The 19,090-nt window shown below is 50.6% G+C and carries 14 protein-coding genes; all 14 read left to right on the forward strand.

What is annotated here, in order from left to right; all coding sequences use genetic code 11:
* Positions 1–18: 18 nt before the first annotated feature.
* The 14 genes from K7P76_RS28420 to K7P76_RS28485 all read left to right on the forward strand — a co-directional run bounded on the left by K7P76_RS28420 (position 19) and on the right by K7P76_RS28485 (position 19,040).
* Positions 19–1,710, forward strand: coding sequence for an extracellular solute-binding protein (locus tag K7P76_RS28420; RefSeq protein ID WP_232189452.1), 1,692 nt, complete (start codon positions 19–21; stop codon positions 1,708–1,710).
* Positions 1,711–1,790: 80 nt separating this feature from the next.
* Positions 1,791–2,681, forward strand: a complete 891-nt coding sequence (locus K7P76_RS28425) for an ABC transporter permease (protein ID WP_232189453.1) — start codon at positions 1,791–1,793, stop codon at positions 2,679–2,681.
* A 21-nt stretch (positions 2,682–2,702) separates the two neighbouring features.
* Entirely contained in the window at positions 2,703–3,590 is an 888-nt protein-coding gene (locus K7P76_RS28430) for a carbohydrate ABC transporter permease (RefSeq protein ID WP_232189454.1), read from the forward strand.
* A 44-nt stretch (positions 3,591–3,634) separates the two neighbouring features.
* Complete coding sequence (locus K7P76_RS28435; protein ID WP_232189455.1) at positions 3,635–5,365, forward strand: sensor histidine kinase; 1,731 nt, start codon at positions 3,635–3,637, stop codon at positions 5,363–5,365.
* Positions 5,362–6,453: a response regulator transcription factor gene (locus K7P76_RS28440; protein WP_232189456.1), complete on the forward strand. Its 1,092-nt coding sequence runs from the start codon at positions 5,362–5,364 to the stop codon at positions 6,451–6,453. Before K7P76_RS28435 ends, K7P76_RS28440 begins: the two co-directional genes overlap by 4 nt.
* The gene (locus tag K7P76_RS28445; protein ID WP_232189457.1) at positions 6,437–8,605 is read left to right on the forward strand and encodes a DUF5054 domain-containing protein; all 2,169 of its coding nucleotides are present in this window, start codon (positions 6,437–6,439) and stop codon (positions 8,603–8,605) included. The genes K7P76_RS28440 and K7P76_RS28445 overlap by 17 nt, the downstream gene beginning before the upstream one ends.
* A 14-nt stretch (positions 8,606–8,619) precedes the next feature.
* Positions 8,620–10,182: a response regulator transcription factor gene (locus K7P76_RS28450; protein ID WP_232189458.1), complete on the forward strand. Its 1,563-nt coding sequence runs from the start codon at positions 8,620–8,622 to the stop codon at positions 10,180–10,182.
* Positions 10,182–11,903 (forward strand): sensor histidine kinase, encoded by a 1,722-nt coding sequence (locus K7P76_RS28455; RefSeq protein ID WP_232189459.1) that lies wholly within the window; start codon positions 10,182–10,184, stop codon positions 11,901–11,903. Before K7P76_RS28450 ends, K7P76_RS28455 begins: the two co-directional genes overlap by 1 nt.
* Before the next feature lie 31 nt (positions 11,904–11,934).
* Positions 11,935–12,111, forward strand: a complete 177-nt coding sequence (locus K7P76_RS28460; RefSeq protein WP_232189460.1) for a hypothetical protein — start codon at positions 11,935–11,937, stop codon at positions 12,109–12,111.
* A gap of 186 nt (positions 12,112–12,297) precedes the next feature.
* Positions 12,298–13,218 carry a carbohydrate ABC transporter permease gene (locus K7P76_RS28465; protein WP_232189461.1) on the forward strand — a complete coding sequence of 307 codons (921 nt, stop codon included), beginning with the start codon at positions 12,298–12,300 and terminating at the stop codon, positions 13,216–13,218.
* Positions 13,215–14,033, forward strand: a complete 819-nt coding sequence (locus tag K7P76_RS28470; protein ID WP_232189462.1) for a carbohydrate ABC transporter permease — start codon at positions 13,215–13,217, stop codon at positions 14,031–14,033. The genes K7P76_RS28465 and K7P76_RS28470 overlap by 4 nt, the downstream gene beginning before the upstream one ends.
* 110 nt (positions 14,034–14,143) lie before the next feature.
* Entirely contained in the window at positions 14,144–15,520 is a 1,377-nt protein-coding gene (locus tag K7P76_RS28475) for an ABC transporter substrate-binding protein (RefSeq protein ID WP_232189463.1), read from the forward strand.
* A 129-nt stretch (positions 15,521–15,649) separates the two neighbouring features.
* Complete coding sequence (locus tag K7P76_RS28480) at positions 15,650–17,431, forward strand: sensor histidine kinase (RefSeq protein ID WP_232189464.1); 1,782 nt, start codon at positions 15,650–15,652, stop codon at positions 17,429–17,431.
* Entirely contained in the window at positions 17,412–19,040 is a 1,629-nt protein-coding gene (locus K7P76_RS28485) for a response regulator transcription factor (RefSeq protein WP_232189465.1), read from the forward strand. Before K7P76_RS28480 ends, K7P76_RS28485 begins: the two co-directional genes overlap by 20 nt.
* Positions 19,041–19,090 lie beyond the last annotated feature (50 nt).

A 19,090-nucleotide genomic window follows, 5' to 3' on the forward strand; every position in this document is an offset into this window, starting at 1 on the left:
TAAAGGGGTCAACACCACATGAAGAAACCGTTTGGCAAGCTCATGATTGTTCTACTGGTTTTTCTCTTTGTTCTCTCCGCATGCAGCGGCAATTCCGGCAAGGAAGGGGGGGCTTCGTCTCCTTCCGCAAGCGGTGGAGCGGAATCCTCCCCAAGCCCGTCTCAAGAGGAGGAACAGATTGATCCTTACGGCAAATTCGAAACCCCGGTAAGCTTCACGATGTCCAAGCCGGATACGCCAGACAACAAGCTGCCGGAAGGCGATACGCTGGAGAACAACTGGTATACGCGTTATATCGAGCAAACCTTGAATGTGAAAATTACGCACGATTGGACCGCGCAAGGGGACGCTTACAACCAGAAGTTCAGCCTGAGCTTGTCCAGCGGCAATCTGCCGGACGTCATGTTCGTGCCGACGGAGAAGGATCTCCGCAGCCTTGTGGAAGCCAATCTGATTGAAGATTTGAGCGATGTGTATGCGAAGTACGCTTCCCCGCTGCTGAAGGGCTATTATGAATCCACGGGTGACGGCATTGCTTTCAAGACATCGACCTTCGACGGCAAGCTGATGGCTTTGCCTGATCTGAACGTCAAGGCGAACGGCGTGCAATTGCTCTGGCTGCGTCAGGATTGGCTGGACAATTTAAAGCTGGCAGCGCCGAAGACCGTTGACGAGCTTGCCGAGGTTCTCCGGGCATTCAAGCAGCATGTGCCTGACTCCGTCGGCTTGACCGGGGATGCCAATCTGGTGCAGTACAATCAGCTGCATACGTGGAATTCGTTGTTCGCTGCATTCGGCGCCTATCCGAAGCAATGGGTGAAAGATGGAAACGGCAAGCTGGCTTACGGTTCCGTCGCGCCGGAAATGAAAACCGCGCTAGCCAAGCTGCGCGAGCTTTATGCGGAAGGCCTCATTGACAAAGAGTTCGCCATTCATAAGCAGGAAGAGGAGAATGCACTGATTGCGGGAGGCAAGTCCGGTGCAATGTTCGGTCCATGGTGGATTCCGTGGTGGCCGCTGAACGATACGGTCAAGAACAATCCGAAAGCGGAATGGGCAGCGTACGCGTTTCCTCAGGACAGCAACGGTGTATTTAATACGCCAATGCCGCCGATTAATAATGGCTACATTGTCGTTCGGAAAGGCTATGCGCATCCTGAGGCTGTCATGAAGGTGCTGAATGTTCAGCAGAGAGCCGTCGTCGGAGAAGACCCTGTCTACACCGCAGCGCCGGAAACACAGAAATATAAAGAAATCGGCGCCAGTTGGACGAACTTCCCGTTCAATCTGTCCATCGCCTATTTCAATCAGGTTGAAGATGACGCGCTGTTGGCCAAGGATGTTCTTGAAGGCAACAAAACGACGGATGCCCTTAAAACGGTTGCGACGGCCAAAGCTTGGTACGATATGGCGCTGGCAGAGAAGAACGAGCCGAAGAAGGATACGAATGCATGGGCGCATTGGGTTGTCGTCAATTCGTCCGGTCCTGCGATGGCCGAGCCAATGAACCTCCACTACAGCGAATTTTACGGAACGACAGAAACGATGTTGACCAAAGCAAGCGTACTGGACAAGCTGGAAAGCGAAACGTTCCTGCGTATTATTCTGGGAACTTCAGGTACTGAGGAGTTCGACACCTTCGTGGACAAATGGAAAAAGCTTGGCGGGGATGAAATTACAGCGGAAGTGAATGCCGCCGTAGGAAACTAAGAGATCAATGTGCCGGAAGGGGAGAGGAATTTGAACTCCCCTTTCTGTTTCATTTCAATTAGGCGGAAGTGGTGATTGCAATGAAGAATACCAGAAATACGATGCACTATTACCTGATGCTGCTGCCCGGACTATGTCTCATCACACTGTTTAGCATCGTACCGATGATCGGTGTTGTCATTGCCTTCCAACGATTTATACCCGCGAAAGGCATTGGCGGATCGCCATGGGTGGGTTGGGATAATTTCACCTATATGCTGCAGCTTCCAGACAGCAAGCAAATTTTTATCAACACGCTGCTCATTGCCGTTCTGAAAATCATTGCGGGAATTATTGTGCCGCTTGCCTTTGCGCTTATGCTTCATGAGATCAGGCTTGCTTTCTTTAAGCGGATTGTACAGACCGTCGTTTATTTGCCGCACTTTCTGTCCTGGGTTATTCTGTCCGGGGTGATCATTAATCTGCTGACTCTGGATGGCGTCATCAACGCCATCTTGTCTTGGTTCGGTGCAGAGCCGGTCATGTTCCTGGCCAGCAACTTTTGGTTCAGACCCCTTTTAATTATCAGTGATGTATGGAAGGAATTCGGGTTTAGCACGATAATTTACTTGGCCGCATTGACGGCGATCAATCCCGTTCAGTACGAAGCGGCGGTCATTGACGGCGCTTCCCGTACTCGACTGCTGTACCACGTGACTTTGCCGGGCATTCGGCCAACGATCGTTCTGCTGGCAACGTTAAGCTTGGGAAATGTACTGAACGCCGGATTTGAGCAGGTGTTCACCTTGTACAACCCGCTCGTCTATGAAACCGCCGATATTATCGACACTTATGTATACAGAGTAGGACTGGTAGACAGACAGTACGGATTGGCCACTGCGATCGGACTGCTGAAATCCGTTATCGGTTTAGTTCTGATCGTCATCTCCTACAGACTGGCGGCCAAATTCGCCAACTATCGTATTTTCTAGCAAGCAAGGAGTGCATAAGCAATGGTACGATCCCAAACTTGGGTCAGCAGAACGGCGAACGGTGTATTGATCGGCTTCCTGGCGCTAACGGCTCTGCTGTGTCTGGCGCCGATCTGGCATACGCTGGCGGTATCGCTCAGCGACAAATCGGCGGCGGCAGCCGGAATCGTCTATGCGTGGCCGGTCAAATTCACTTGGTCATCCTACGAGAAACTGCTGCAGGACAGCAAATTTTTTGACGCTTTTTACGTTTCACTGAAGCGGGTTGCTCTCGGTGGCATCATTAATTTTGCGCTGACGATTCTGATGGCCTATCCGCTCTCCAAGCAGGCGCGCCAGTTGCCGGGGAGAAATGTCGTCACCTGGGTGCTTGTGTTCACGATGTTGTTCAACGCAGGGCTGATTCCGTGGTATATGACGATCAGTAAATTGGGCATGCTGGATTCCATTTGGGCGTTGGTGCTGCCCGGAGCGGTGCCGATTTTCAACGTGATATTGCTGTTGAATTTTTTTCGCGGCGTTCCGAAGGAACTGGAGGAGTCGGCTTTCGTCGATGGCGCAGGCCCATGGCGCACCTTGCTGCAGATTTATATTCCGATCGGACTGCCCGCGCTGGCGACAGTGACGCTATTCAGTATCGTCGGACACTGGAATTCCTTCTTCGACGGCTTGATTCTGATGAACCATCCGAGCAATTATCCGCTGCAAACGTACATTCAGCAGCTTGTCGTGCAATTGAATACGCAAAGCCTGATGACTGCCGAGGAAGCTAGGAAGCTGATGGAAATATCCAACAAGACGCTGAACGCCGCCAAAATATTCGTTTCTATGATTCCGATACTTATTGTATATCCATTCCTTCAAAGGTATTTTATTCATGGCATTGTATTGGGATCGGTGAAAGAATAGAGAGAGTTACGGAGACATGAGGACACCATTGGGAGGGCATGGCGATGTCAGTGCTGCGTTGGGTGAAGTACAAATCCAAATCGCTTAAATATCGTTTGTTCGTCCTTCAGTTTCTGGGCGTCATCATTCCGCTCTCGCTGCTCGGCTATGCGTCTTATTCTACCATCTATTCCATGCTTATAAATAATATCGACGAGGGCATACAGAACACATTGGTTCAGGTGCGCAAAGATTTGGAGGATACGTTAAGCAGCCTGGATTACGCTTCGCTGGAGCTGTCTTTCGAGGGCAGCATTGGCCAGAAGATGAGCGAATACTTCCGCAGCGAGGACCAGGTCGAGAAGCGGCGCATTGCCGGTGAAATCGAGCAGAACGTTACGCTGGTCAACTATACGAACAAATCGTTGGGCGTTATGGCATATTATTTTCCGAACAGGGAGCAGTTTCTGTTTCGGAATATTGAGGTCATGAACGATTACAATCCTTTCGACAACAAGGTGTTCATGAAAAGCAAAGACGCGATATTTTTCGGACCCCACCGATCCGCATACCGCTATGGCAAACACACGGTGTTCTCTGTCGTCAAGCAACTGCACTTGCCCGCCGTTGCCGGAGATCAGCAGCCTGCTTATGTCTATATCGAGTCGAACTTCAACAAGCTGCAGACGACGCTTAACGTCAGCCGCTATGGCATGACCTCGATTCATCTGCTGGCCGATTCCGCAGGACGCATCGTTTTTAATGCGAGCGATACCGAGAGCGCGTACGGCACAGGGAAAGGTTTGGAGAGCTTTCCGAACTATCATTTCTTCTACAGCAGCAGCGATCAGGGCTGGCAAGTCATTGCGGGTGTTAAAGAGGACGAATACCGCAAGGGGATCGTCAACTGGTTTCGTTCCTTCTCAATGATCGTGATCGTCTCGGTCATGCTGTCTTTCCTTTTCTTCTGGTTTCTGTGGCGGATGATCTATCGTCCGATGAAGGAGATCGTTAAAGCGATTGGCGCGATGGAGGCGACCCATTTCGATAAGTCGATTCCGGGTTCCAGCGTATTGGAATTCGATCTGATTCTGAACAGGTTCAGCGGGATGAGGAGCAGAGTAGCTTCCTTGTTGACTGAGGTCGAGAACAAGGAGCGGCTCCGGGGCAAGCTTGAGGTGGAGAAGGTGTTGCATCAAATTTCACCTCACTTCCTGTACAATTCCTTGAATACGATTCAATGGCTGGCCAAAATACATGGCAACGATGAGATTAACCGTCTTGTGATCGTGCTGACAAGAGTGCTCCGCTATAATCTAGGCAAAGAAGGCAGCTTCGTAACCGTTGAGGAGGAACTGGATGCGCTGCAGGACTATATCGAGCTGCAAAGCATTCGGTATGACTATCGATTCGCAGTACACTTTCAAATTGATGAGGAGACGAAGCAGGATTTAATCCCTCGGTTCATCATCCAACCGCTGTTGGAAAATGCGCTGTATCACGGTATGGACGATGAGAATGGGAAAATCGCGCTTGAGGTCAGGCGTGTTCATCGGGAGCAACTGCAAATCGTCGTATCGGATAACGGTCCGGGCATGTCTCCCTTGGAACTGGACAGACTGCTGGGGCAAAATATACAGGATCAGCATCGGAGCGGCTTGGGTATCGGACTTAACTATGTCATTCAAATTCTTCAGTCCTGCTACGGCGCAGACGGCATATTTCATATTGAAAGTCTTCCCGATCAAGGCACCAAGGTCTCAATATGGCTTCCGCTGGGGAGGAAATCTACATGATTCAGGTCATGGTTGTCGATGACGAGCATCTGGTGAGAAGAGGCATAGTCAGCACTTTTCCGTGGGAACGGTTCGGAATGAGCGTTGCGGCTGACGCCTCCGGGGGCAAGAAAGCGCTGCAACTGTTGGGTGAGAGGAACATCGATTTGCTGTTTGTCGATTTGACTATGCCGTTAATGTCCGGATTTCAGTTAATTGAACAGGTGAATATCCACTACCCGCATGTCGTATGCGTCGTGCTGACGTGCCATCAGGAATTTCGTTACATTCAGGATGCGCTTCGTCTGGGCGCCGTGGATTACATTATTAAGACAGAGCTGGAGCAGGACAATATTGAGCGGATTTTAACGAGGATTCGACAGCGGATGTCGGATAGGGATCAGCGTGATGCCGTGCAGAAGGAGGAAAAGTCGAGTGCGGCAACCGTCGCTCCAAGCGTGGAAGAGGAACTGGAGGTCTGCCGGAGCTGGACGGCAATGGACTGGGTGTTATCGGTAAAACTGATGAATCAACGGTTGGAACAGTTGATTCAGCGCAACTGGCCGTACGTCTGTCATCAGCGCATTATGGAAGCCATCATCAAGCGATGGAACCAAATTATGCATCCGCATTGGGTAATCGATCCGAAAGACCATTTACAGTTTGGTCGGGAAACTGACCGGAGCTGGGAGCAATTCAAGAAAGACATGTATGCCTGCAGGGATTTAATGGAAAGCAGGATCATGCAATCGGGCTATTTCGCGGATACGCTGGAGGCGATTGTGAGGTCTCTTCAATACATTCACAGGCAGGAGCAGCTTTCGTTCACCATTGGCGCTGTGGCGCGCGAAATCGGAATGAGCACCAGCTATTTCAGCAAAGTATTTAAGGATGTGACTGGCCGTACCTTCAGCGAGTATATGAAAGCGGTTCGCGTGGAGCGGGCGAAGGAGCGGTTGAGCTCGACGAAGGACCCGATCTATGTGATCGCACGGAATGTCGGCTATGAGGATGAGAAGTATTTCAGCAAGACGTTTCGCGAGCATGTCGGCATGCTGCCGTCGGAATACCGTCAGAAAGAGAGTGAGTTCTATGTCCCTCATAACTAAAGTACATGTGTTGTTCAAAACCCATCTGGATATCGGTTTTACGGATTTGGCGGAAAATGTTGTGAATCGCTACATCGATTTGTATATCCCCCAAGCTATTGCCCTAGCGGAGCAGCTTGAGGAGGAGGGCGGAACCGCGCGTTTCGTCTGGACGACAGGATCTTGGCTGATTCACGAATATTTCAAAAGAGTGGATGATAAGCAACGGGCTGCGATGGCGCATGCCATCAGCCGGGGGTTTATCGTCTGGCACGGATTGCCCTTCACATCGCATACGGAGTTGATGGACGCCAGTCTGTTTCGGTACGGTCTGTCTTTGTCGAAGCGGCTTGATGAGCAGTTCGGCGCAACAACGATTTCTGCGAAGATGACGGACGTTCCCGGACACACTCGAGCGATGATCCCTCATCTTGCAGAAAGCGGAATCCGCTACCTGCATCTCGGCGTCAATCCGGCATCCAAAGTTCCCGCTGTGCCTGCGGTATTTGTATGGCGGGGCGAAGGCGGCGCAGAAATTATCGTGAATTATGCGGACAACTATGGCAACGTGCTGGAAATCGAAGGCTTGCAGGAAGCCATGGTATTCGCGCATACGGGGGATAATTGTGGGCCGCCGACACCGGAAGAGATCACCAAACAATTCGCGGAGCTTGCGCTGCGCTTTCCCGGAGCGGAAATTGTCGCGTCTACCATGGACGCTTTCGCGAAGGCGCTCTCCGGATTCAAGGAGCGACTTCCTGTCGTTACGGAAGAGATCGGCGACAGTTGGATTCACGGTGTTGCGACCGATCCGCTCAAGGTCGCCCGCTACCGCGAGTTGCTGCGGTTGCGGAACAAATGGCTTGCGGAGGGGCGGCTTCTGCCGGGCAGCAAGGAACATGACGAATTGTCGGACAATCTGCTGCTGGTTGCCGAGCATACGTGGGGGCTTGATGAGAAGACGTGGCTGGCGGATTTTGTCCATTATGAGAAGTCTGCATTCGCAGCGGCGCGCCGCCGCGATCGAGTGGACGGCAAAGCGGTGCCGGACAAGTACCGTTATCTGGGGCAATTCCGCATGCATGCCGAAGATCTCGGTTCAGAGGCACTGCGGGCCGAGCGGCTTGAGACCGAAGCGGCGGCATTAACTTACAGTCACTTCGAGAAGTCCTGGGAGGAGCAGCGCGCTTATTTGACCAAAGCTGTCGATGCTCTTGCCAACGAACGGCGTCTGGTAGTGGAAGAAGCATGGCGTAGACTTGTGCCTGTGCCGCCCACTGCTATTCTCCCAGTCGGAACGAAGCTGCTTCCGGGCATTCCGGTCACGCTGGGCGGGTTTGAGATCAGCTTCGCCGCTGACGGTTCAATAGAGTTTATGCGCGATGGGAAGGGCAAGCAGTGGGCGGACGGGGATCACCGGCTGGGCGTGCTGCGCTATCAATCCTTTGGCGTGGAAAACTATAACGAGTGGTATGAGAGATACATCGAGAACATTCACGAGACTTATATGTGGGCGGATTCCGACTTCGGCAAGCCGGGCATGGAGAATATACAGCCGCTTCCTACAAACCGGCTGTATGTGCCGTATGTTGAAGATATGATTTTGTGTATGGGAGAAAAGGACGGAATCAACAGTGATGCCGATATCGATGTTGAAGTCGATGTCGTTCATGTCAGGCTGCGGATGCCTAAGGAAGCCGTGACGAAATACGGGGCCGCTGCAAGCTATATACTGGAATATCGGTTTTCCCGGCGGAATGACAGTTTGGCGGTTATTCTGCATTGGCACGGGAAGGAAGCGAACCGTCTGCCGGAGGCGACCTGGTTTTCCTTCGCGCCCGCGGTGGACAATCCCAATCTATGGCGGATGGACAAGATGGGGGAACGCTTGTCACCGCTTGATGTCGTCAAGGACGGCAACCGGAATTTGCATGCCGTTGGCAAAGGGTTGACTTATTTCGGTGCGGATGGCTCCTTGGAGCTGGACACGCTTGACGCTCCGCTGCTGGCACCCGGCGAGAGAAGGCTGCTGAGCTTCGACAACCAATTCCCTTCACTGGATGGCGGTTTCCATTTTCTGCTGCACAATAATGTTTGGGGAACGAATTTTCCCATGTGGTATGAAGAGGATAGCAAATTCCGCTTCGTCTTGACCATGCATGGAACAAAGTAAAGGCGGTCGGCGGGATGAGAACGATTCTGATCGTGGATGACGAACGAATGGAGCGGGAAGGCATCCGGCATCTGATTGAAGCATACAAGCTGCCGCTGATCGTCCAGTTGAGATCAAATGGAAACGAAGCGCTGGATTTACTGCGACAGCAGCGCTTCGATATTCTGCTGACGGACATCAAGATGCCGTTTATGAACGGTCTTGAGTTAGCGCGAAATGCGCGGGAGCTGTCACCGGGCATGAAAATTATTATTTTCAGCGCTTACGGGGAGTTTGACTACGCAGTACAGGCGATTCATCTACAGGTCGTGCATTATTTGCTGAAGCCGGTCGTGCTGGAGGACTTTCTCAGCGTAGTGAATGAAGTAATCACACAGTGCGAAGAAGAGGAGATTCGGCACAGTAGGGAGGCCGACCTCCTCGAAGGCTATGAACAAGTACAGCGCTACGAGCAGGATAAAGCGTTGCTGGATTTATTGAATGGAGCCGCATCGGATCAGACGCGGCAAACACTGTCGGAGGCCGCTCGGGAACGGATCACGCTTCCGCTCTATATGGCCCTCATTGATTATCGGACCTCTCTTTTCATCTCATGCGATGAGGCGTTTCGTAAATTAATGCGGGCTGCGTTCGGCGACGATGCCTATTATTTGAATTTGAACGAATATCAGAGTGTCCTGTTCATTAAGGCTGCTGTTCATGAACGGCAGCCGGATGGTTGGCGGCCGATGTGGCAGCGGCTTAAAGACCGAATAACCGAAGTTTTCGGTGAACTGGTCTTTTTAACTGTGGGAGGCAAGCTGCACAGTTGGGAAAGTGCCCGGGTTGAGCTTCAACGCCTGGAGCAACTGAGCGAGTACAAGTTTTTTTGCGATCAGAGCTTTGTCGCTTATGCGGATGATGGTGAGCACGCCTTGCCTATCCTACAGGGCAACGATGAACCGATCGAACAGACGGTGCTTAATGTCTATGCACAGATTCAGCAGGGAGGGAAGGAACGGATTGAAGATGCGCTGGAATCGCTTTTCGATCGGTTTAAATATCAGTCGGGTTACTCCAATGTTTATGTGAAGTACACTTGCACCGAAATTGTAAAAAGGCTGAGGAGCGGGGAAGATTACCGGGGCAAAGCACAATTTAATCTGTATGTGAATGAGCTCTTTCAAAGTCAAACGCTTCAGCAACTGCGAAGCGTCGTCTTCCGCGCGTTCTTCGCATCATCGGAAAACAGCGGTGATCCGGATCGAGAAAGCGATAAAAGAGCGATCAACCTCATTCTGAATATCGTGCATGCCCAATATCAGAATGACATTTGTCTGGATACGGTCGCGGAGCAGATCTATTTGTCACCGAGATATGTAAGCGCTATCTTCAAGAAAGAGATGGGAGAGAGCTTCGTCAAGTATTTGACGGAATACCGGTTGAGCCGGGCCAGACAGTACTTGAGAGAGACAAACATGAAAATCAAGGATATCGCAGAGAAGGTCGGTTATACCGACACCTCCTATTTCGGCATGATATTCCGCAGAAGGTTCGGTATGAGTCCGGTGAAGTATAGGGAAGGTAGGGGGCAGTGATGAAGAGACCTTTTATCTACTTCCGGCACCTCCGCTTCAAGTACAAGCTCGTATGGTCTTACGTCATCGTGGTCCTGATCCCTATGCTTGCTCTGGGGACGTATTCTTTTAAGCAGACGCAGAAATATTCGTTAGAGCAAATTCGGCTGGCTTTAAGCGATAACGCGAGGAAAGCCGCGGAAGATATTAATTATAAATTTCAGAAATACAGTGCGATCGCGGATTCAATCTCGTACAACAAGCAGATTGCCGATATCGTCAACATTCCGTACACGGATGTGTTCACCTTATATTTGCAGTTGACCGGACTATACGATCCGCTTGTAGAAAATTTGCTGACTTACAATGAAGATATTAATCGCATTATACTGTATACGGACAACAATTTGCCGGGGCGCATGAACTCGATTCAATCGATTGAACGTCTTCGCAATGCGCTTTGGTTCGAAGAAGTTATAAAAAGCAATCGGACTCATTGGAAATATGAGAACGGCAAGCTGTTCGGGATCAAGAGAATGATGATCGATCCCGGCAGCATTTCCGTAAGCTTGCTCTATGTGGAGCTAAAGTACGAATCCGTAATCGGCTCATTGGACAACGGACAATCAAGGGAGTACAGTGTCCTCATAACCGACGGAGAGGAAAATGTGATTTTTCCCCATAACGAGTGGCCAGGGGGGAGTGACGCAAGAGAAGAAATGAATGCTTCGGATGCCCACTTGGTGCTCAAAGACGGCATTCAGAAGAATCAATATATAACGATATCCAATCCAATTCCCGAAGCGGGCTGGACAATCACATATTTTTACCCGGTTAAGGAGTTCATGATTCATGCAGGAGATTTTATTGGGACGTTAATGATTATCGTCTGCGTATGCTTGCTCATACTTATGCTGCTCATCTGGGTGTTCACAAGAACGCTCGTCCGCCGTATTGAATACTTGAACAAGAAAATCAAACTGATCGGTCAAGGCGACTTTCAGGTGATCATACATGATCCGTCGCGAGATGAAGTCGGCAAGCTTGCTGCGGGAATCTCGCAAATGCTGAGCAATATTAATCAATTGATTACTACGGTGCGGCAAAGCCACGAAGAACAGAGAGAGGCGGAGATGAGGGCGCTGCAAGCGCAAATTAACCCGCATTTCCTGTACAATTCACTTTCGCTTATTAACTGGAAGGCAATCAAGATGAAGGCGATGGATATCAGTCTGTTGACAACCTCGCTGTCGAAGTTCTACCGAACAACGTTGAACCGAGGCAAAGGCGTCATCTCCATCCGGGAAGAGTTGGAAAATATTAAGGCGTATTTGGATATCCAATTGATGATGCACGACCATTCTTTTCAATTTTCACTCTCCGTGGAAGAGCAGATTTTAGACTGCGAGATGATTCATTTGATCCTGCAGCCCCTTGTAGAGAACGCCATTGAGCACGGCATCGATAACAGAAATGATAACAAAGGTTTGTTAAAGATTCGCGGATACTTGAAAGGAGGATTTGTCGAGTTTTCCATTGAGGACAACGGCCCCGGCATGCGTGCTGACGCACTGAGCAATGTTCATCAACTGGTTCAAGGGGGATATGGGCTGAGAAATATCGAAGAGAGATTAAAGTTGTGCTATGGTACGGCGGCAGTCATTAAAATAACGAGCGGATCAGGAAAAGGGACGAAGGTGAGAATTTCATTCCCGATCAACATTCCGGCAAACCGGCAATAAAATCCAATATTTGAAATGAAATTAATAGTTCATGTTGGGGTTTGTAACGGAATCGAATTATCCGGAAGCCAAGGCGGGGGACGGACAGATCTTCTTCTTCCCGGGACAGAGTTATCGATATGTTAGGGTCTATGCGACCAAGTTGAACGGCGTGGGCGCGGAAAGCGGCTACCGTCTCCAATTGACCGATCTTCAAGTCTTCCAGTAAGCAACGCGCTAACCACATCGTTATGCTAGAAGGCTCAGGGGATACTCCTCTGGGCTTTATCTCGTTCGACCGCCACATTGGAGCGATAAATTGGAATCCGAAGATAACGCAAGAACTCCGAAGACATTTCGTTGTTCTCGGCAACCCCTCACGGTAAGATGAGAGCACATTTAAGGAGGGGTTTGCATGAAGCAACGAGCACTATGGCGAAGAGGGGGCTGGAAGCGTCAAACAACCGCGTATATTATGGCTTTCCCTGCGCTGTTCTTTTTCGTGCTTTATCTGATTTACCCATTAGTCATCGCATTCAGAATGAGCTTGTACGACTATACGGGAATCGGTCCGCTGACGGATTTCGTAGGCTGGGCTAACTATAAAGAGGCGATAAGCAATAGTTCCTTCATTGGCGCGCTGCGTAACAACTTTGTGCTCATGGGCGTGGAATTCATCGTTTCTACCGTGCTGGCGTTTGGGCTCGCCTATCTGTTATTCAGAGGGATCTTCGGCTGGCATGTGTTCAACGTGATTTTGTTCCTGCCGTACATCATTCCGCTCTCGGTATCCGCTGTCATCTGGTCGCTCATCTATGAACCGACGATCGGCTTGCTGAACCAATTGCTAGGCGAGCTTGGATTGACAGCGCTACAGCATACGTGGTTAGGGGGGACATCTACCGCGCTTGGCTCCGTCATCGGAGTCTGGGTATGGAGAACTCTACCGTTCAATCTGATCATTCTATTCGGCGCGATGATCAAGATTCCGGGTGAGCTATTAGAGGCCGCACGAATCGACGGGGCTTCGGGCATGCGAATCGTTCGTAACATTATTTTCCCGCTAACCATTCCTACGATTGCTCTGCTCGCTGTCATCTCGATTGCGAACGATTTCCGGGCTTTCGACATCGTCTGGATCATGACCCAGGGCGGACCGGCGGGCTTAACGGAGATCGCATCCTCGTTCGTGTACAAAGTAGGCTTCCAGGAGAACCATTATGGTTACGCCAACGCAGTTGCTTTCCTCGTGTTCGTCGTCGTAATCGTGTTCGTTGCTCTTATCGCTCTCCTACAACGTAGAAGCTTCAGCAGCGAGAAAGGGGAATCCCGATGATCAAACGGCTAGTCATGACCTTGGTTGTACTCCTGTTCGCCATTACGTCGCTATATCCGTTATTGTGGGTTGTGCTTCAATCGCTGAAGCGGGATGCTGAGTTCTTCGCTAGCCAATTCTCGTTACCTCGCGAGTGGGTGTGGCACAATTACGCAGATGCGTGGAGCAAGGCGAATTTCGCGTTATATTATAAGAATACTTTGATCATTACCTCTAGTAGCTTGATCTTCGGACTAGCGGTATGTATCTTGGCGGGATATGCGTTTGCTAAGATCGATTTCGTCGGGCGGAAAACATGGCAAGCGTTATTCGTAGCCGTTTTGTTCGTGCCATCTCCTGTGCTGCTCATGCCCGTCTTTTTCATCAATCGGGATTTTGGGCTCATCAACACCTACATGGGTATGGTCGGACCTTACATATGCGGCGCGGTACCGCTCGGCGTATTGCTGATGTCTGCCGCCTTCCGCGCGCTCCCGGGCGAATTAAGCGAGTCTGCGAGAATAGATGGATGCGGAGAATGGCGGACGTTCATCAAAATTCTTTTCCCCCTAACCTTACCTACCGTTGCAACGCTGTGCATATTGCAATTCATCTCAGTATGGACGGATTACATGTGGCCTCTTATTGCTAATACAGATCCGAAGATGTATACGATCACGGTCGGTATGACGCAATTGGCAGCCAAGAAGTTCGTGTTCGGCTATGGCCCGGTATTCGCCGGAATGGTCATTACGACGTTCGTTGTCATCCTGTTGTACATCGTTCTCCAGCGGTATTTCGTGCGGGCACTGACGGATGGCGCGGTGAAGGGATAACGAAAAAAGGACAATAAACCAGAATAATGAAACATTAAAAAATATTAGAGTGATTATATAATGAGGTCGTTCAATAAACATTCGCTCAGCGAAAATGACGGAGGGGTAATATGAGAAAGACTTTTAGAGGAATCGCACTGGGTGTGGTCATCGCATTAACGGCTATGCTGTCCGCATGCGGTGGAGGAAATAATAATAATGCCAGTCCGCAAGTCAGCCAAACAGCAAGCCCGCAAGCGAGTGAAGCTGCAGCATCGTCCGCTTCCGCACCAGCGTCTCCGCAAGAAGACATCACGTTGAAATTCATCTCTTGGTGGTCCTACGTCACGCCGGATCTGTTGAAGAAGTTCGAGGAAGAGAATCCGGGAATTAAGGTTGATTACGAATATGTGGCACCCGGTGACGGATACACGAACAAGGTGAAGTCGCTGTCCGCTAGCGGAGATCTTCCCGACGTGTTCGCCGCCCAACATCCGAACCTAAGCCCTCTAGTAAAGGCGAATCAGATTCTGGATCTGAAGGCTGACTTCGATACGGCCGCCTATGACAAAGATACGCCTTGGAAGGACACGATCAACCCCGTACTGATCGAGAACATGAATGGGGGCTTCGAGAAGGATTCGGACGCAGCCAACCATGTGTGGGCCGTTCCGTTCGGAGCGATCAGCGTTGCGGTTATCTATAACAAAACTTTGTTCGACAAGTACGGCTTGCAAGCGCCTACGACATGGGATCAGTTCGAATCGAACAATGCTGCCTTGCAACAGAACGGATTGATTCCGATGTCATATACGAACAAAGTCGGTTGGGGAGATTGGTGGTTCCGACTTCTGATCGATCAGACGGCAAGGGACGTTAAACCGGATGATTTCGTAACGGGAACGACCAAGATCTCGGATCCTGCATTCGTTGAAGCTCTTCAGAAGCTTAAAGATATGTGGTCTAAGCAAGTGTTCGATCCGAATGGTCTCGTGAATGGCATCGATGAATCGCAAGCGTTGTTCATTCAACAGAAGTTAGCCCAGTACATCGTCGTTCCTGAGAATTTCGTCAAATACTTGACGGACAATAAGCCAGCAGACGTAGAACTCGGCGCTTACGTATTACCGGCATGGAAGGGCATTGCGCCTAGCCGCACGCTTGGCGGAGCAGCTAACCTAGTCGTCGTCTCATCCGCAACGAAACATAAGGAAGCCGCTGTTAAGCTGACCAAGTTCTTGACGTCGGAGAAAGTGTTCCAGATGCTCTCCAGTGAAGACGTTGTTCCAAGCACGAAGGGATACACTCCTCCAGAAGGCGACGCCATCATGGGAGCCTATGCAGATGCGGCTGAGAACGGCTTCATCGTTGACCACCTTCCGGCGGGTCAAGATGCTCAGAACAAATTGTTCAAGGATGTCATTCCGCAAGTGCTCATTGGCAAGCTGACCCCTGAAGCGGGTCTGAAGCAAGTCCAAGCCATTATCGATAAATCGAACGGTAAATAATAGCGGCGAGCGCGGTCGGATTTCCGGCCGCGTTCTTCTCCTAACGAACCGAAATAAACGATATCCCCCCGAAAGCTCATCGTTGTATTCGCCCATATCGCCTCCTATAATTGGAACAGGAGGGATGACATGGCCAAGAAGCTGCTATTAACGTACTTATTCCTCATCGTTTTCCCATTGACCATCGTCACGATCATCTCTTATTCGATCTTCAAGAATAATATGGAGAACCGTGTAGCCCAATCCGTCGAACATAGCGTCCAGCTCGTTCAGCATGAAGCGGAGGCTTATTTCGACAACCTGGTCGCCTTGTCCGCGCAAATCATGCAGCAGGATAGCATCACCGAAGATTCGAGAATGACTGCACTTATAGCCAGTCGAATAGATATCGTAGGGCAACCCGACCATTATGTCGATTATATGCAAAATCAGAAGATCCTCTTATATTTGAATACGAACATTCTGGATCGTCAGCGGGATATCAAGATGGCGGTCATTCGGCTAACGAATGGAGAGACATTCCAATCCAAGCGCACCGCTGCTAGCATAGATAATTCAACGTTGGAGCAGATGCAGAAGGATGTCATGGATAGCCAAATGCAGTGGTTGGTGCAGCCTATCTCTCCGAAAGGGAATGCTCCGGAATTTTATCTGATTCGCAAAATCAACTTGCCCGGCTCTAATCGCTTCCTCGGGATTCTCGTGTTCGAGGTGAAGATGGATGCGCTCGCGATAACGATGAGAAGGGCGCTGTTGCCTGGGCAAGAGGCCGCTATCCTGTGGCAACAGAGCTCCGTATTATACGATTCGGGCGATTGGTGGAGGACGCTTCCGATCGAGTTGGTTCCCAAGAGAAGCGAGTCGCTGGAGCGGGAATCCAGCCAAGGAAGAATACTGGTCACCTATTCATCGCCGCTAGATTCGGACTGGGCGGTCGTCACCTACGTTACTTTCAGCGAGCTGAGCGAAGGCATCATTCCAATTCAGCGCACGCTGATGATAGCTGCAATCGCTTGTATTGTTGCCGCCATCCTGATGGCGTTATTGTTGGCGCGGAGCATACTTCGTCCGGTATGGTCTTTGCGTAATGCAATGAGGCGGATGTCGAAGGGATTCCTGCAGACGCAAGTTTCCGTACAAGGGAAAGACGAGATGGCAGAGCTGACCCATGTGTTCAACTCGATGTCCCATGAATTAAGCGAGATGATCGAGAAGGTGTATGTGGCCGAGCTCTCGCAGAAGGATGCTGAGTTACAGGCTCTGCAAGCTCAGATCGATCCTCACTTCCTGTATAATACGTTGGAATCAATTCGGATGGTAGCCGAGATGCAGGGCTCTCCGGATGCGGGTAAAATGCTGCGTGCGATGGCGATTCTGTTCCGAGCGGCGACGGATACGGAGTCGATGGTGCCGTTGGAAAAGGAAGCCATTTTATTCGAGCAATACGCGATGCTACACGAGATCAGACTTAATGGCCCACTACAGCTGTCCATCCAATTGGATCCATCCGTCAAGATGTGCAGAGTCCCGAAGCTCACCTTACAACCCCTATTGGAAAATTGCTTCAAGCACGGATATGCGGCCTGGCCATCGGGAGCTCCTATTGTTGTCCACTTACAGGCATTCCGCGAAGACAATGATCTGGTGTTGGATCTGACCGATTACGGGACGGGAATGACGGCGAAGAGGTTCGAGGAGGTCGAGCTGGCACTGAAATCGGGCCATGCGCATACCGAAGTCGGAACCCGCGTCGGTCTGTTGAATGTGCACGAACGGTTACGCAAGCGATGGGGGAACGGCTATGGCATTACGATCTTCAGCAAGCCAGGAATGGGAACCGTCGTGAGTGTCAGATTGCCATATCAACTGCAATTAACGGAGGAGATCGGGTATGAATCTACTAATCGTTGACGATGAGAAAATGATTCGCCAAGGCCTGAGCTTCTTCATCGGTCAGCTCGGGGGCAATTATCGTGTCGTTGGCGAATGCGTGGATGGGCAAGAGGCATTGGTTTTTTGCCGTAAGGGAAGCCCTTCAGTTGATGTGGTCATTACGGACGTTCGCATGGACAACATGGATGGACTGACTTTGCTGCGAATGTTGAAGGAGATTACTCCCCCTATCCGTTCAGTCGTCATCAGCAGCTACGGGGAATTCGATTATGTCCGTCGTGCGTTGCGGGAAGGTGCGGAGGATTATCTACTTAAGCCGGTAGATAAGCAAGAGCTGCAGCGAGTATTGGAAAAGATCGAAACCGGTGCGATCGCCGAAGCCGCTGTTGCTCCCTCGCCAATCGTTCCTCCCCATCTACGCAATGTGATGCAGGATACGATCTTGAACGGATTGTTCGAGAAAGCGCTTGGTTCTCTCAAGGAGGGCGAGGCTTATATCCTCAAGGAATTCGGTGCGAGCGATGGAAGCCATCGGTATGCGGCAGCCGGCCTGGTGGTAGATGAGAGCCCGAATGATATGTTAAGCGCGCGAGATCGGACGCTGTTCCATTATTTCTTCCGCAAGGCATCCGAAGAGATGTTAGCGGAATATCCGATCGACGGCGTGGTGATGCAGTCGAAAGAGGGCACGGTAAGGTTTTTGTTTTTCATGCCGATAGCTGAATTCTCTGAATCAAGGGACCCTGTAGAAGCGGTAATTTTCCCTTTCCTAGAAGCTTTGCTTGGAGTCGTCCGCAGTCACGTATCGTACCCGCTGACCATCGCGGTGTCCGGCACGCAAGAAAGGCTTGCGGATATTAATCAGCTTAATGAACAACTACATGAAACATTACGCGCCCGACTCATCTTGGGTACGGACAAGGTCATTACTTATCGCTCGTTAGGACGGTTAAGCCAATATTGGAACGTACGCAAGGATACGTTCCGCCAGCTTGTCGCATCGGTCCACTCCGAGGCGCCGGATCGATTAAACCATGAGGTAAAAGGTTTCTTCGGAGATATGCTGAAGGCGGAGCTATTACCCGGCTCTTCCCTTGAGCTTATCGTTAGATTGCTCATGCGAGTGTCCACCATGATGGAGGAGATGGGGGTGTCGCCGGAGGCTGCCGAGCTGACGGATTGGCTCTCGATCGGCAAAGAATTGGAGATGTGCCCGACCTGGGAACTGCTGCAATCCTATACGTTGTCGAGGTTAACGCGGGCATCGGTAGCCATTCAAGAGCACCGCGTTCAGCAGAAGCCGAGGTTCATCATCGATGCGGTGGAGTACATCGGCTTCCATTACGCTTCCGATATTTCTCTTCGCGAGGTTGCCGAGCTGAACGCGATGAATCCGACTTATTTCAGCGAGCAATTCAAGAAGCATATGCATATTACCTTCATCGATTATATTACGAAGGTGAGATTAGACAAGGCTAAGGTACGTCTCGTGAAGAGCGACGAGCCTGTATACGAAATTTGCGAGCAAGTCGGTTACTCGACTGCAGCGCATTTCTCCAAGGTGTTCAAAAAGTGGATCGGATGCACCCCGCTTGAGTTCCGCGAACGGGAACGAGTCAAAACCTAGTGTAGGGCTTTCTTACCTTAAAACGCGTGCTGAGAGTCAATCGGTGCCAT

The organism is Cohnella silvisoli (genome assembly GCF_021190915.1).
GTDB lineage: Bacteria > Bacillota > Bacilli > Paenibacillales > Paenibacillaceae > Cohnella > Cohnella silvisoli.